This window comes from Symplocastrum torsivum, assembly GCF_059505465.1.
The window spans coordinates 122,073-135,606 of record NZ_JCACKQ010000113.1 but is presented as its reverse complement, the minus strand read 5'-3'; the positions used below and the strand labels follow the sequence as shown (position 1 = coordinate 135,606).

At 45.6% G+C, this 13,534-nt stretch carries 14 protein-coding genes; 5 read left to right on the top strand and 9 right to left on the bottom strand.

The features are described from left to right. Window positions 1-40: 40 nt before the first annotated feature. From AC5JL3_RS26990 to AC5JL3_RS26960, 7 genes are all read right to left on the bottom strand, one after another. Window positions 41-1,078, bottom strand: a complete 1,038-nt coding sequence (locus AC5JL3_RS26990) for a 30S ribosomal protein S1 (protein WP_496077405.1) — start codon at window positions 1,076-1,078, stop codon at window positions 41-43. A gap of 231 nt (window positions 1,079-1,309) precedes the next feature. After that, on the bottom strand, window positions 1,310-1,852 hold the full coding sequence (nrdR, locus tag AC5JL3_RS26985; protein ID WP_496077404.1) for a transcriptional regulator NrdR: 543 nt from the start codon (window positions 1,850-1,852) through the stop codon (window positions 1,310-1,312). Window positions 1,853-2,126: 274 nt separating this feature from the next. Beyond that, on the bottom strand, window positions 2,127-2,225 hold the full coding sequence (locus AC5JL3_RS26980; protein WP_192222649.1) for a photosystem II reaction center protein T: 99 nt from the start codon (window positions 2,223-2,225) through the stop codon (window positions 2,127-2,129). 119 nt (window positions 2,226-2,344) lie between these two features. After that, window positions 2,345-3,874 carry a photosystem II chlorophyll-binding protein CP47 gene (gene psbB, locus AC5JL3_RS26975; protein WP_496077403.1) on the bottom strand — a complete coding sequence of 510 codons (1,530 nt, stop codon included), beginning with the start codon at window positions 3,872-3,874 and terminating at the stop codon, window positions 2,345-2,347. A gap of 255 nt (window positions 3,875-4,129) precedes the next feature. Beyond that, complete coding sequence (locus AC5JL3_RS26970; RefSeq protein WP_192222647.1) at window positions 4,130-4,456, bottom strand: hypothetical protein; 327 nt, start codon at window positions 4,454-4,456, stop codon at window positions 4,130-4,132. A 160-nt stretch (window positions 4,457-4,616) separates the two neighbouring features. Continuing rightward, a complete protein-coding gene (locus AC5JL3_RS26965; RefSeq protein WP_496077402.1) occupies window positions 4,617-4,751 on the bottom strand; it encodes a hypothetical protein in 135 nt (44 codons plus the stop codon). Window positions 4,752-4,807: 56 nt separating this feature from the next. After that, window positions 4,808-5,809: an endonuclease/exonuclease/phosphatase family protein gene (locus AC5JL3_RS26960; protein WP_496077401.1), complete on the bottom strand. Its 1,002-nt coding sequence runs from the start codon at window positions 5,807-5,809 to the stop codon at window positions 4,808-4,810. Between the two features lie 637 nt (window positions 5,810-6,446). Between AC5JL3_RS26960 and AC5JL3_RS26955 the strand changes: the two genes are divergently transcribed. The 5 genes from AC5JL3_RS26955 (at window position 6,447) to AC5JL3_RS26935 (ending at window position 11,860) form a co-directional block, all read left to right on the top strand. After that, window positions 6,447-6,629 (top strand): DUF4278 domain-containing protein, encoded by a 183-nt coding sequence (locus AC5JL3_RS26955; protein ID WP_192222645.1) that lies wholly within the window; start codon window positions 6,447-6,449, stop codon window positions 6,627-6,629. 129 nt (window positions 6,630-6,758) lie between these two features. Then, a complete protein-coding gene (gene pirA / locus AC5JL3_RS26950) occupies window positions 6,759-7,139 on the top strand; it encodes an arginine synthesis PII-interacting regulator PirA (protein WP_496077400.1) in 381 nt (126 codons plus the stop codon). 360 nt (window positions 7,140-7,499) lie between these two features. Beyond that, entirely contained in the window at window positions 7,500-10,109 is a 2,610-nt protein-coding gene (gene acnB, locus AC5JL3_RS26945) for a bifunctional aconitate hydratase 2/2-methylisocitrate dehydratase (protein ID WP_496077399.1), read from the top strand. A 59-nt stretch (window positions 10,110-10,168) separates the two neighbouring features. Further along, window positions 10,169-11,269 carry a hypothetical protein gene (locus AC5JL3_RS26940; protein WP_496077398.1) on the top strand — a complete coding sequence of 367 codons (1,101 nt, stop codon included), beginning with the start codon at window positions 10,169-10,171 and terminating at the stop codon, window positions 11,267-11,269. A gap of 342 nt (window positions 11,270-11,611) precedes the next feature. Further along, window positions 11,612-11,860, top strand: coding sequence for an endonuclease domain-containing protein (locus AC5JL3_RS26935; protein WP_496077397.1), 249 nt, complete (start codon window positions 11,612-11,614; stop codon window positions 11,858-11,860). A gap of 287 nt (window positions 11,861-12,147) precedes the next feature. Here the strand turns inward: AC5JL3_RS26935 and AC5JL3_RS26930 are convergent, their stop codons facing one another. Together AC5JL3_RS26930 and AC5JL3_RS26925 are read right to left on the bottom strand one after the other, a co-directional pair. Next, window positions 12,148-12,840, bottom strand: a complete 693-nt coding sequence (locus tag AC5JL3_RS26930; RefSeq protein ID WP_496077396.1) for a chromophore lyase CpcT/CpeT — start codon at window positions 12,838-12,840, stop codon at window positions 12,148-12,150. 4 nt (window positions 12,841-12,844) lie between these two features. Beyond that, window positions 12,845-13,273 (bottom strand): hypothetical protein, encoded by a 429-nt coding sequence (locus tag AC5JL3_RS26925; RefSeq protein WP_496077395.1) that lies wholly within the window; start codon window positions 13,271-13,273, stop codon window positions 12,845-12,847. Window positions 13,274-13,534: the final 261 nt, after the last annotated feature.

The following is a 13,534-nucleotide window of genomic DNA, read 5'->3' as shown; positions in this document are numbered from 1 at the left end:
AATATCTTGATGATTCAATCACGAATAATCAACTGAAAGATTATTCTTCGATAGCCGCAACAATCTCTTCTTCCATCACCTCAGGCTCAAGCTCAATCTCAATCTCACTCTCAGGTTCGGCTTCGGGTTCGAGTTCGGGTTCGAGTTCGGGTTCGAGTTCGAGAACGGCTGGTTGCTGTTGAGCAGCACGCATCTTCTCTCGGTACTTCTCTGCCATTTCTTCTGCCTTGTCATAGACCAGGTCACGATTGTTAATCATATCGCCTGGCTCTGGCTCTAACTGCTTGGTAGATAGAGAAATCCGACCTCTTTCAGCATCCAAGTCAATGATCATCACTTTTACTTCGTCATTGACATTAAAGACGCTGTGAGGCGTATCAATGTGATCGTGGGAAATCTCAGAAATGTGCAGCAAGCCACTGACACCACCAATGTCGATGAAGGCACCGTAAGGTTTGATGCCGCGAACGGAACCAATAACCACTTCACCTACTTCTAAGCGGTTCATCTTGCGCTCAACCAGCGCACGACGATGTGAGAGAACCAGACGGTTACGGTCTTCATCAACCTCCAAGAACTTCAGCGGCAGTTCTTCTCCCACCAAATCTTCCTTCGGTTTACGAGTACTGATATGAGAGCCGGGAATAAAGCCACGCAGCCCCTCAATCCGTACCAACGCTCCTCCACGGTTGGTTGCGAAGACAAGAGAGCGCACAGTAGCGTCTTCCGTCTGTAGCTGCCGCACTCGCTCCCAAGCTCGCATATACTCAATGCGACGGATAGAGAGGGTTAGTTGTCCATCTTCATTCTCGTCAGTCAGAATGAAAAATTCCCGCGTCTCGTTTGACTGCAAGACTTCTTCAGGGTTGTCAACTCTGTTGATTGACATTTCCTGAATTGGAATATATGCAGCGGTTTTCGCACCAATGTCAATCAGAGCGCCCCTCGGCTCCAAACTGAATACGGTACCCGCGACAATATCGCCAGGACTAAAGTGATAATCATACTGATCAAGGAGGGCGGCGAAATCTTCGTGAGTGAAGCCAATATCTGTAGCGGTTGTTTTCTGACTGAGCATGTGTGTTGTAATTCCTAGTTTTATCTCCGTAATGACTATGCCTCCTGTCGATGTACACGCACTTCGGCTTTGTGCCGCCTACACCTACATCGCTTTGTCTCAACCCTATTTTAAAATATTTAATAAAGTCCAGACAGGTAATTATAACTCAAGCTGGATTACTTATTTGTCAGCTTGATAATGATTACAGCAACGGTTGATTTTAAGTGAACAACGGGTTCACCTGATAGCTCACGAGGGTGTCATCACTGACTCTGGGGCTTCCTGTTGCTCAGCTTCTGAGACGGCAGTTGGTGAGGCTTGGGTAGTTTCGATGAGTTCAGCATCACTTTGGAGATGATCCAATGTCTCAACAAAATCTCGGATGCCTTGAAACTGTCGATAGACTGAGGCAAAACGCACATAGGCGACTTCACTCTCGCCGCGCAGGTACCGCAGGACTAATTCACCCACTTGATTACTGTTGACTTCTCGTCCAAACCGGTGTTGTAGTTCGGCTTCAATCTCTTCCACCAAAACTTCTAGGCGTCTTTGAGGGATGCCAGTTTTTTCACAAGCACGTACAATTCCACGTAGTAGCTTGGAGCGGTCAAATGATTCCCGCCTGCCATCTCGCTTAACAACGGTTAGTGGTACAAATTCAATCCGTTCGTAGGTGGTAAAGCGATGTTTACATCTCAAACACTCCCTCCGTCGCCGTACACTTTGCCCTGATTCCGTCGAACGGGACTCAAGGACACGGCTATCGGTGTGCTGACAATAGGGGCATCGCATAGGGAAAAGTCCTTTTTAGCTTTGTGGACTCAAAGGCAGCAAATCAACGAGAAGGCTCTGGTCAGGAGGCTGTCAATAAATGCGAAAAACTGAGCCGAGGTTTGTCTCAATCAGTTTCCTCTTATGTAGAGGAGCCGATGGACTTTTGCGGCTCAGGGCATCCAACAGAGCTGTAAGCTTATAGTAAACGTTAACAGGTGCAGAACTGCACCTGTGCTAAAACAGCGGCTCTAGGAGCCAAATGACACCAAAGGAGCAAGCTCCTCGCCGTGAACTACTTCTTCTCAATCCGAGGTGGCTCACGAAAGGCGATCGCAAAAAAGAGCGTACCAATTGCACAAGCCAGGATAAAGATATAAGCAATGCTTTCCATGTCAATAATTCCTGATTATCTGCTTTATTACTAGTCTACCTTGCAACACAAAAGTAAAAGTAAAAAGGCAAAAGAGAATCGGTTAACTTTTGCCTTTTACCTCTTACTAAATTGCTGTTCTAAACAGCCTCTTTTTTCCGGGTAGACTTGTCACCCACCTTCTGGAACAGACCCCATTCGACTTGCTCTTCCAAATCTGCCTCAACACCAGCAAACACATCCCGGAAGAGAGTCCGAGAGCCATGCCAGATGTGACCGAAGAAGAACAGCAAGGCGAATACAGCGTGAGCGTAAGTAAACCAACCCCGTGGACTGGTACGGAATACACCGTCAGAGTTCAGGGTTTCGCGGTCAAATTCAAAGGATTCACCAAGCTGAGCTTTACGTGCATACTTCTTCACTTCCGCTGGGTCATCAAATGTTTGACCATCTAACGCACCACCATAGAAGCTAGCGGTTACACCAGCTTGCTCAAAGCTATATTTTGATTCCGCCCGACGGAAGGGAATATCCGCACGAACGACACCATTAGCATCGGTAAGGATGACGGGGAATGTTTCAAAGAAGTTAGGAAGACGACGAACCGACAATTCCCGTCCTTCACCATCCTTGAACACGGCATGACCCAACCAAGATTGAGCGATGCCATCACCCTTGTTCATTTGACCTGTACGGAACAAACCGCCTTTAGCGGGAGAGTTACCAACATAGTCATAGAACGCTAACTTTTCTGGAATCGTCGAGTAAGCTCCTGACAAGCTTGCTCCTGAAGCAAGCTCAGTTTGAACGCGCCGTTCAATTTCCTGCTTGAAATAGCCACTATCCCACTGGTAGCGGGTTGGACCAAACAGTTCGATTGGTGTGGCGGCATTGCCGTACCACATCGTTCCTGCCACGACAAAAGCGGCAAAGAACACAGCGGCAATACTGCTAGAGAGTACGGTTTCAATATTCCCCATCCGTAAGGCTCTGAATAGCCGCTCTGGTGGTCGAACCGTTAGGTGAAACAAACCTGCAATAATGCCAACAATCCCAGCGGCAATATGGTGAGCCACAATACCGCCTGGGTTAAAGGGATTAAACCCTTCTGGTCCCCAGGATGGTGCTACAGGTTGAATACTACCAGTGACACCATATGGGTCAGATACCCACATTCCAGGTCCAAATAGCCCTGTTAGGTGAAATGCCCCAAAGCCAAAACAAAGCAGACCTGATAAGAACAGGTGAATGCCAAACATTTTTGGCAAATCCAGAGCGGGTTCACCCGTGCGGGGGTCTCTAAACAGTTCCAAGTCCCAGTAAACCCAGTGCCACACAGCAGCTAGGAACAACAGACCGGAAAGAACAATGTGAGCAGCCGCAACGCCTTCAAGTGACCAGAAGCCTGGGTCTGTTGCCGTTCCACCCGTAAGGCTCCAACCTCCCCAAGACTCCGTGACACCCAGACGAGCCATAAAAGGCAGGACATACATGCCCTGACGCCACATTGGGTTTAAAACTGGATCGCTTGGATCAAAAATTGCCAATTCATAAAGGGCCATTGAACCAGCCCAACCTGCCACAAGAGCAGTATGCATCAAATGTACAGAAATCAGGCGACCTGGATCATTCAGGACGACTGTATGTACTCGGTACCAAGGTAGTCCCATTGACTACGCTCCTCCTCGTGAATAGAGTTTCTACTTCGACGCTTCTCTTCTTGAAGATGTTAGAAATCGCTGTCATCAAACCTAGACTTTGTAAATAAACCTAGGAAAAACAACGTAGATTGTCGGACAAGGCATCCGTGAAACTGAAGATTGTTTAAAGAAGTGTAACTATTGTTAGAGTTGATTGCAAGCGACGCGAGATTTGTGATCCCACATCGGGAGAACTTCGCTAACCTTCTTTACATAGTCCTTACATTATTCTACAGAAGGAGGGTTGAATAAAGTCTGTGGGCTTGCTAATCGTTCTATTGCTTGGTCAGCAGTAATCAGGCGCTTCAGGACGACTTGACCAATTGTTTTTGCTGACTCAGCTGAGGCGTCGGGTGTTGGTCTAACTTCAACCATGAGAACAGCTTCTTCAACCCGATAGAGCCACAACTTTTCCCCTTGCTCTAGGATACAAAGGTTCATTTGCTGGATTTCAGGAGGGCGTCGCCAAGCGTTTATGTTCCAAAGTCCACCAAACTCCCAAACCCGACCGACAGTCCAGCCGTCGGAGAGAAAAAAGTACTTCGCAGACATCTGTGTACAACCGTGTTTGTCGGCATTATGGCTTTTCTTGGTAGCACTTTGGTAGTCTTTGTTAGCTTTTTTTTGTCATTGGGCTTGAACGCGATTCATGATTGAGACTGGCGGTAACTGATAACCAAGGTTTTCCAAGGGCTTGACCCACTACTTGAAGTTAGCGATCGCTCAAGGTGCTGTGTTGCTTACAAAACCCATAGCCCGTGCCAGCCAAGCATACCGTAGGTGATATAGCAGTAGCCACTAATGTTAGGACATTAAGGGGAGAAGAGTGTTCCTTAACTAGAGCCATTTGACCGAAAGCTGACCGCTGAAAGCTGACTGCTGATGGCTATAAAAGCGATCGCTTTATTTTTTGGGAATCACCAAATCAGTAACCAGTGGTAGATGATCTGAATCAACATTCCGTCCCGTGTGAATCTTAGAAACTTTGATGTCTGGGCTGATTAGACAGTGGTCAATCGGAATTGATAACAACTGGTATACAAAAGCTGGAAACTTAGAGTAGTGCGAGTAGGTAGCCTTTGTCGGCCACGAGGGGAGAACCCCAAACCCTTTACGAGCATTATGAAGTCCTGTTTTACTAACAAATCTCTTGTAATACGGTGACCACATCGTTACATTCAAATCCCCTGCTACTACCACAGGCGTTGTTAGCTCTTGGACATATTTGCGAATTTCATCTAATTGCTTATTTCGAGAGTAGAAAGAATCTGGTTTAAAGGGTGGCGGTGGATGAGCCGCAATAAAAGAAACAATTTTGCCATTAATTTTTAAGCTGCTAACAATACTTGGACTGCCGGAAGTACCGAAAAGGTTAATCGCTGCATTTTCTAAGGGCATTCTACTATAGACAGCTATCCCAGAATTATAGGGATTAGGCTTTGTAAAAGAATAAGGGAGGATGTCGGCTAGGGATGATAGCTGTTTTACCCAAGCGTTATTGACCTCCATAAACACTGCAATATCTGGTTTTTCTTTCCTAACAAATGACAGAAGTTTTGAATAACTATTATTTTTGATATTTATATTTGAACTGAGAACACGTAGATTACTAGTGCTAGTACTTCCTAACCTTGGAGGCAAATGCCAAGAGGCAACTTCTGTCAAATTAATGACAACAAGAAACAAGCCAATCAGTATTAACAACTTCTTTCGAGTAATAGCTAATAAAGTAAATAAAATTAAACTTATACCTAGATATTGCAGCTTGAAATGAGAAAATAGTTCTAGGTACAAAGTCCAGCTAATATGACTAGCTAAGGATAGTAGACTTATTGCAAGAATGCCCAGCACCAATAAATAGGGAATTATGCTAATGAGGGATTTTTGCCAGGTACTTCCATTCATCAAACTCATATAAAATGTTATCCAATCTAAGATCCGTATTCTGTTAGTGCGATCGCGAAACAGTGATTGCAAGCTTGCCTTTCGCGTGCTCGGCAACTTGCCATGTGATGTGCAAAGCTATAGCAGTTTCCTGGAGAGATGAGGTATTGCGGGAGGTGTGTGAACCTAGAGACAACAAGGGAAACTAAAAAGCTTATAGCTGAAGGCTTTCTGCTATGGCTGCCGCTAGTAATCCTAAATCCTCTGTCGTAGGAGTCATTCTCGGCTGTCCAAAATTTCACCTTATCGGTACACACGGCATTTTGCGGGATAACTCTATCTATTTGAGAGGAGTTGAGCTGTCTTTGTTCTTAGGTATGCACAGGCTGAAGCGAAAATCAATTCTTCATAGGCTTTATTTCGAGTGGTTTGTGTGAGTTTCTTAATATTTGACACAACCAAAAGAAAAACTGTAAAAATAGATACAGAAATAAATTTCTGAACAACCTTTTTTCTGGGACATCTGCCTAAGTCAGATGCCCTGAGGCACAAGAAAGCAACAAAGCCATGCCTAAGGCTAGCTTTGAAAAGCGCTTACTTTGCGTTCCTCACCTCACACACAAACTTTTTAGGAAAGCACATCGGAGGCGCAACAGCAATGAAACTTTTTTACCGTGGTGTCAGCTACGAAGCAGAATCTTCAACGCTAGAAGTAACTGAAGGCGAGATTGGTGGTATGTACCGAGGACAAGCTTGGAGAACTCACACTCCTAAGCAAAGTCGCCGCAGAGTTGTAGCACCTGTCGAGTTGACTTATCGTGGCGCTCCCTACAGACGATAATCGCGATTCCAGGTGCATGACAAGCCAAACGGCATCGTCTAAATCTAGTAGCACCTCACACCTCAGCCTCAGGGCAACAGTTGAACAAAAACCCTTTTAAATCAAATACAGCTATTGGAGACCAAGAATATGAAACTATCTTATCGGGGTGTCAACTACGACCAGGCACCATCAACACTGGAAGTCACTGAAGGTGAGATTGGCGGAATGTATCGGGGTCAAAATTGGCGCTATCACTATCCGAGACACATTGCCACCCCTCTACCAATCCATAATCTAAAATATCGTGGGGTTCCCTACGGTACAAGTCAACTAATCGCTACAACACCAGCTAAAACAGGTATCATCCGCAACGAGCGTGAACAAGTCATAGATGAGTGGACGAACCTGCACTTGCAAAACATCCGTCGCAGTCTGGAACATCGGCTACAGGTAGCGAAAGCGAATGGTGACCAAAACTTGATTCAGCTTCTGGAAGCGGAGTCCAAGCAAATGGCGCTTTCCTTGTAGTTGTAAACAGTTTTTTCCGCAATGAACGGCAACCCTGCCTCTTTCTCTTCAAGGTATGGGCTAAGCCAAGCCATTTTTAACTTCAGGCGCAACCAAAGGCGATCAACAGTGAGCGATCGCCTTTTTTTTGTGGCTGTCGGGAAGGGTAGTATAGCTGTCGCCATAAAGGTTAGGGCAGATTTAACGTCCCAAACAGTCAGTAGCGCAACCTACTGTAACAATTGAAATAGTAAGCCATGCATTCTGTGTATGAAGGCGTTCACTGTCAACAGCGAAGTTCGTTAGGGTGGCAGTAACCTTATGCTTGAGAACGCCATACATGGCAAAAACTTTGCAGATAGACCTCTGGAGACTGTTTTAATGCTTGAATCCTATCGTCAACATGCTGCTGAACGGGCAGCTTTGGGTGTTCCCCCCCTACCATTAGATGCCCAACAGACATCCGAATTATGTGAATTGCTGAAAAATCCGCCCGTTGGGGAAGAAGAAACGCTAATGGAACTGCTGCGCGATCGCGTTCCTCCTGGAGTCGATCCCGCCGCTTATGTCAAAGCCGCGTTTTTAACGGCGATCGCTAAAGGCGAGACGACTAGCCCTCTAATTGTTCCTCAAGGGGCTGTCAGCCTTTTAGGGACAATGGTTGGTGGCTACAATGTCCAGTCTTTAATCGATCTGCTCAAGTCCAAGGATACTGGACTCGCAGTGGAAGCTGCTGCCGCCTTGAGTAAAACGCTACTGGTATTTGATGCCTTTAACGATGTGCTGGCGCTGTCTGATGTTAATCCCTATGCTAAGCAGGTAATTGACTCTTGGGCAGCCGCTGACTGGTTCATCGGACGCCCAAAATTGGCGGAAGCCATTACCGTTACGGTGTTTAAGGTGCCGGGAGAGACGAATACTGACGATTTATCCCCAGCACCCCACGCCACGACTCGCCCGGATATCCCATTACACGCTACGGTGATGCTGGAATCTCGGATGCCAGGAGGCATAGAAACCATTGCCCAGCTAAAGGAGAAAGGGTATCCCATTGCTTATGTGGGGGATGTCGTCGGGACGGGTTCATCCCGCAAATCAGCAATTAACTCCTTGCTGTGGCACATTGGGCAAGATATTCCTTTTGTGCCGAACAAACGGGCTGGGGGGTATATTTTGGGGAGTGCGATCGCGCCGATTTTCTTCAACACGGCTGAAGATGCCGGGGCACTACCCATCGAGTGCGATGTCACAAAGATGGAAACAGGAATGGTGATTACCATCCATCCCTATAAAGGTGAAATCACCAATGAAGCAGGGGAAGTGATTTCCACTTTCACGCTCAAGCCTGAAACTATGCTAGATGAAGTACGAGCTGGTGGAAGGATTCCACTACTGATTGGGCGTAGCCTAACTGATAAAACACGAGTTGCGCTTGGCTTAGATCCTAGCCCGATCTTCATTCGTGCCACACCACCCGTCGATACTGGTAAAGGTTACACCTTAGCTCAGAAAATGGTGGGTAAAGCCTGTGGTTTACCGGGTGTGCGATCGGGTATTGCCTGCACTCCACTGATCACCACGGTCGGTTCTCAGGATACCACGGGTCCGATGACTCGTGACGAACTCAAAGAACTCGCCTGTCTGGGTTTCAGTGCAGACTTGGTGATGCAAAGCTTCTGTCATACAGCAGCTTATCCCAAACCCGTGGATGTCAAAACCCATAAGGACTTGCCTGACTTCTTCTCCTCTCGCGGTGGTGTCGCTTTGCGTCCGGGCGATGGCATTATCCACTCCTGGCTGAACCGGATGCTACTGCCGGATACTGTGGGAACTGGCGGCGACTCTCACACCCGCTTCCCCTTGGGAATTTCCTTCCCCGCTGGTTCTGGGTTAGTCGCATTTGCAGGGGCGTTGGGTGTAATGCCCTTGGATATGCCGGAATCTGTCTTAGTGCGGTTCAAAGGTGAGTTGCAACCTGGAGTAACGCTACGGGATATCGTGAATGCGATTCCCTATGTGGCAATTCAAAAAGGACTGCTAACGGTAGCCAAGGAGAATAAGAAGAATGTTTTCTCCGGGCGGATTATGGAGATTGAAGGGTTGCCTGATTTAAAAGTAGAGCAAGCCTTTGAACTCACCGATGCGAGTGCGGAACGTTCTTGTGCGGGTTGCACAATTAAGCTGAGTGTGGAGACAGTCTCGGAGTATCTACGCTCTAATGTAGCGTTGTTGAAAAACATGGTAGCGCGGGGTTACCAAGATGCTCGGACAATCATGCGCCGCGTCGCCAAGATGGAGGAATGGCTGGCAAACCCAGTGCTGATGGAAGCTGATCCAGATGCGGAGTATGCAGAAATTATCGAGATTGACTTGAATGAAATCAAGGAACCAATCGTTGCGGCACCGAATGACCCGGATAATGTGAAGCTGCTATCTGAAGTTGCTAACGATCCCGTACATGAGGTGTTCGTTGGTTCTTGCATGACCAATATCGGTCACTATCGGGCAACAGCTAAGGTGTTGGAAGGTGAACCACCCGTCAAGACTCGTCTCTGGATTTGTCCCCCAACCCGGATGGATGAAAAGCAACTAAAGGACGAGGGAGTTTACGGCACATTTGGCGCAGCAGGTGCGAGAACGGAACTTCCTGGTTGTAGTTTGTGTATGGGCAACCAAGCACGAGTAGGAGATAACACAACCGTGTTTTCTACCTCAACACGCAACTTCAACAACCGCATGGGTAAAGGCGCACAAATTTATCTCGGTTCTGCTGAATTAGCAGCCGTTTGTGCCATGCTTGGTCGTATTCCAACTTTGCAGGAATATATGGACATTGTGGCGAAGAAAATTCATCCTTTTGCTGGTGATTTGTATCGGTATTTGAACTTTGATCAAATTGCTAATTTTGAGGATGAAGGTCGTGTGATTCCGTTGGAAGAAATGCCACGAATTGAAGATATTTTGGGGATGCCAACGGCGGTAGGTCGATAATCCAAGTAGGGTGGGCAATGCCCACCCTGTTACTCCTCCTAAAACATTAAGATCAGTTTATGAAGTTATCTCCGCGAACTATCAGAGACTTAGCACAAATGATTTGCGGAAGTCATGGTACAGCGAATAAATATCAATGGTCTAACTTTATTTATCGATCTAGTTCAGAACTAACAGAGTTTTTTGTTTATAGTTGCGAGTTAGACTATCGTCATGATGGAAGTACAAGGGATAGTTGGGTAATAAGTGTTTTAACAGAACTGAATGAAAGTAATAGTAGTAACACCTCACTACCATCTGATAAAATCATTCGGGTTATTATAGAGTTACTCACTTCTGTAGCAGACCTTCAATCAGATAAACATATAGATGCAGTAAAGGATATAAATAATAGCCTCAAGCATAGTGGGTTAGGAATTAAATTTGAACAAGAAAAATATAAATTTATTATTTTAAATACAGGCAAAAAATCTGTTTTTGATTTTGAAACAGATAATATTAAATCGGAATCAAAATCAGACTTCTTTTGTCAACAATTTCCGGCTGGGTTGCCATTTGGTATTGCTAAACCTGATTTCAGAATTTTTTCAGAGAAGGGAATTCAAAAATTACAGTTTGAGCTAAAATCTGGCATGGGCATTTTGATAAAGGATGTATATCCGAATTTTAATTTTAGGAAACTAGAAATAGCTTTTGGAGTTGATGAATTTACTAATGTAGCTTTAAAGAAAGCTTTAGTAAATATGAATCAAACACAATTTGAGAAGGATTTTCTTATTAAATATGCAAAAACCTTTAAAATGGCTATATCTGATATTCCTGCATTACTACCACAGGCGTGGATTCAATGGCATTCTCAACCTAAAAAAGATTTACGATCATCGGGTTCCAAGCATTCTGATGAACTATATCGTATTGATTTTGTGGCTTTCTGGAATAACAAAAGATATGCAATTCTAATAGATGATATTGGTCACTATGGAAAAAAACAAAATAATATTTGGCAGGCAAACGAAGAAAATTACTCAAAACGTTTAAAAGAAGATAGAAAACTTCGTAAAGAGGGATGGCAAGTTTTTCGGGTTAGCAATTGGGAAATTCGCAATGAAGATTTAATGGCTGAAATCTTATATGATTTAAAAGATTTTATAGGCTTTTGATTCCAGGTGATCGCACTCTGCTACATCCCTGAAAAACCTAACCCCCTAACCCCCTTCCCTGCAAGGGAAGGGGGAACAAGAGGCTCCGGCTCCCCTCTCCTTGTAGGAGAGGGGCTGGGGGAGAGGTCAATCCCGCCCAATCGAAGATACAAATTTATTCTCATATCTTATTAATGAATAACATTACTCCCCAGCAATCCCCAACACCAAAAAAGGAGTCAACTGACAACATCGTTAATTGGGCAAAAAGTCACCTTAGTCAAAGTACAACGTGCGAAGGAACTTCGTCACCGAATGACTGAGGAAGAAAAAATTATCTAGCAACACCTTCGCGCTAATCGGTTGAATGGGTTACACTTCCGTCGTCAGCAGATTATTGATGGATTTATTGCAGATTTCTACTGTCACGCTGCCAGATTGGTCATAGAAGTAGATGGACAGATTCATCAACAACAAGCTGAATACGATACAGAACGCGATCGCGCTTTGTCAGCACGAGGATTGCGGCTGTTGCGAATTAAAAATGAAGACGTGAGACAAAATCTTGATAGTGTATTGGCGCGTATTGCTAAAGCTTGTGAAATGATCTAACCCTCCAACCCCGCACCTCTCGCGAGGGAAGGGGAACCGCAGTTTTATTCTTGCTCCCCTCTCCTTGTAGGAGAGGGGTTGGGGGAGAGGTCAATCCGGGTTACAGGAGAAACCATTGCTGGTTCTATGTCAATACTTAACGCCAAGTTTTAACGCTTATCCAACTAGGTCAATGCTGATTGAAGAGACGCAGCCTTGAATTTCAGATATGCGATCGCTTCAAGCAAAGTATGTTTCAAGGGAAGTTCCCCTAGAATTGGAATCAAAGCTGTTAAATTTATCAGAAGTTATTTGTCAACCCACCGAAACTGATAAGGTTGGTCTTTTGCCCCCCATACTCGATTACCATTCGCATCAAACCCACGATCTAAAGTATCCATCCCTGTTTGATGCAGCACAATTCTATTGGTGATTCTTACGGCACCCCTGACATTAGTAGCGCAACCCTCAGCAGGCGTTTCACCAATATAGTTTTCGCCCTCCGGCTTCAAAAATACGCTACACGCCGCTTCACCAATGTCACTTTGCTGGACAACTCGCTTTGCCTCCAGTTGATTGCATAATCCAATCAAAGCCTCTGGAGTTGGCGGTTTAAAGGCTAACGATTCAACACTCTCTCCACCTGTACTTGGAGCAATGCGTAGAAATCGCTGCCGATAAGGAGAGTTAAGACTTTCAGAAAGCGCTTGTTCCTGGTAGAGGAAAACTGACGAGCGAGGGTTGAGTGAAGTATCAGCATTTTCCACACTCACTTGGCACGTCGTCATCCGAACATTTGGAGCGCCAGGAGTTGCCGCAGCTTGTGCAGAAGTATCCATCACTCCAACGAGATGCGACACCACATCCTGAACCTGTTGCTCAATTGGTATAGGAACTGCTTGAGCTGGAGTTGTCACTGCCCAAAGAAAGGCGATTGGTGCGATGAAGGCGCTTGGCTTTGCAACCTGTGGAACGCCTGTCCGAACACGTTGATTTTTCACAAAACTACTTCGACTCAAAAACATATTGCTGTGCTACACGCCAATAGCGAGAAAAACGCTTGAGGTCAATGTATCCGTCGTATTTGACAAATGGCTCCGGTGACAACACTTCTACTTCTAGCGATAATGCTGCTTCAATATCATCACAAATTGTCTCAAACCGAGGACTAGGGCTATCTACTGTTGCCACGCCATCCGCACCGTGTTCTTTAGCAAAGGCGACAACTTCCGCTGCTACATCTCCACGCCGAATCGTCACTGGTAGTTCTAGCAAACACTCGTAAATAAACACAATTCGTTTGAGACTAATCTGCCATTCTTCGAGTAACTTTTCATCCCAAACCCAAATTGCTGGAGCATCGGGATAGGTTTGCAGCGCTGGCCCTTTGGGGCTAAGGCAGTCACCATGTAGCCAGACAATCGGTTTTTCCATCGCTTTAATTGATTCAGGTATAGGGACGAGTAATACAAAACTTCAGAGGCTGTAGTGCTTACTTCCTCATTTTCAAGCATTTATCGTTCCATCACTCTCCGATAAATTGACGAGTTTGCGAGGATACAGCCTCACCGCAGGCGATCGCACTTTCTCTATGTTTATTTAGGCGATCGCTCCGTTACTGGGGCTTAGATATCTTCTCGTCCCTAAAGGGGCTGAAAATGCCTCTGAGCAACTGGTAATACAGTCCTGTATGTG

Excerpts from the sequence above, each read along its gene's own strand:
- AC5JL3_RS26965 (WP_496077402.1), bottom strand. The coding sequence starts at position 4,751 with ATGGCTCTAGTTAAGGAACACTCTTCTCCCCTTAATGTCCTAACATTA.
- pirA (WP_496077400.1), top strand. The coding sequence starts at position 6,759 with ATGAAACTATCTTATCGGGGTGTCAACTACGACCAGGCACCATCAACA.
- psbB (WP_496077403.1), bottom strand. The coding sequence starts at position 3,874 with ATGGGACTACCTTGGTACCGAGTACATACAGTCGTCCTGAATGATCCA.
- AC5JL3_RS26940 (WP_496077398.1), top strand. The coding sequence starts at position 10,169 with ATGAAGTTATCTCCGCGAACTATCAGAGACTTAGCACAAATGATTTGC.
- nrdR (WP_496077404.1), bottom strand. The coding sequence starts at position 1,852 with ATGCGATGCCCCTATTGTCAGCACACCGATAGCCGTGTCCTTGAGTCC.
- AC5JL3_RS26925 (WP_496077395.1), bottom strand. The coding sequence starts at position 13,273 with ATGGAAAAACCGATTGTCTGGCTACATGGTGACTGCCTTAGCCCCAAA.
- AC5JL3_RS26960 (WP_496077401.1), bottom strand. The coding sequence starts at position 5,809 with ATGAATGGAAGTACCTGGCAAAAATCCCTCATTAGCATAATTCCCTAT.
- AC5JL3_RS26970 (WP_192222647.1), bottom strand. The coding sequence starts at position 4,456 with ATGTCTGCGAAGTACTTTTTTCTCTCCGACGGCTGGACTGTCGGTCGG.
- AC5JL3_RS26980 (WP_192222649.1), bottom strand. The coding sequence starts at position 2,225 with ATGGAAAGCATTGCTTATATCTTTATCCTGGCTTGTGCAATTGGTACG.
- acnB (WP_496077399.1), top strand. The coding sequence starts at position 7,500 with ATGCTTGAATCCTATCGTCAACATGCTGCTGAACGGGCAGCTTTGGGT.
- AC5JL3_RS26955 (WP_192222645.1), top strand. The coding sequence starts at position 6,447 with ATGAAACTTTTTTACCGTGGTGTCAGCTACGAAGCAGAATCTTCAACG.
- AC5JL3_RS26990 (WP_496077405.1), bottom strand. The coding sequence starts at position 1,078 with ATGCTCAGTCAGAAAACAACCGCTACAGATATTGGCTTCACTCACGAA.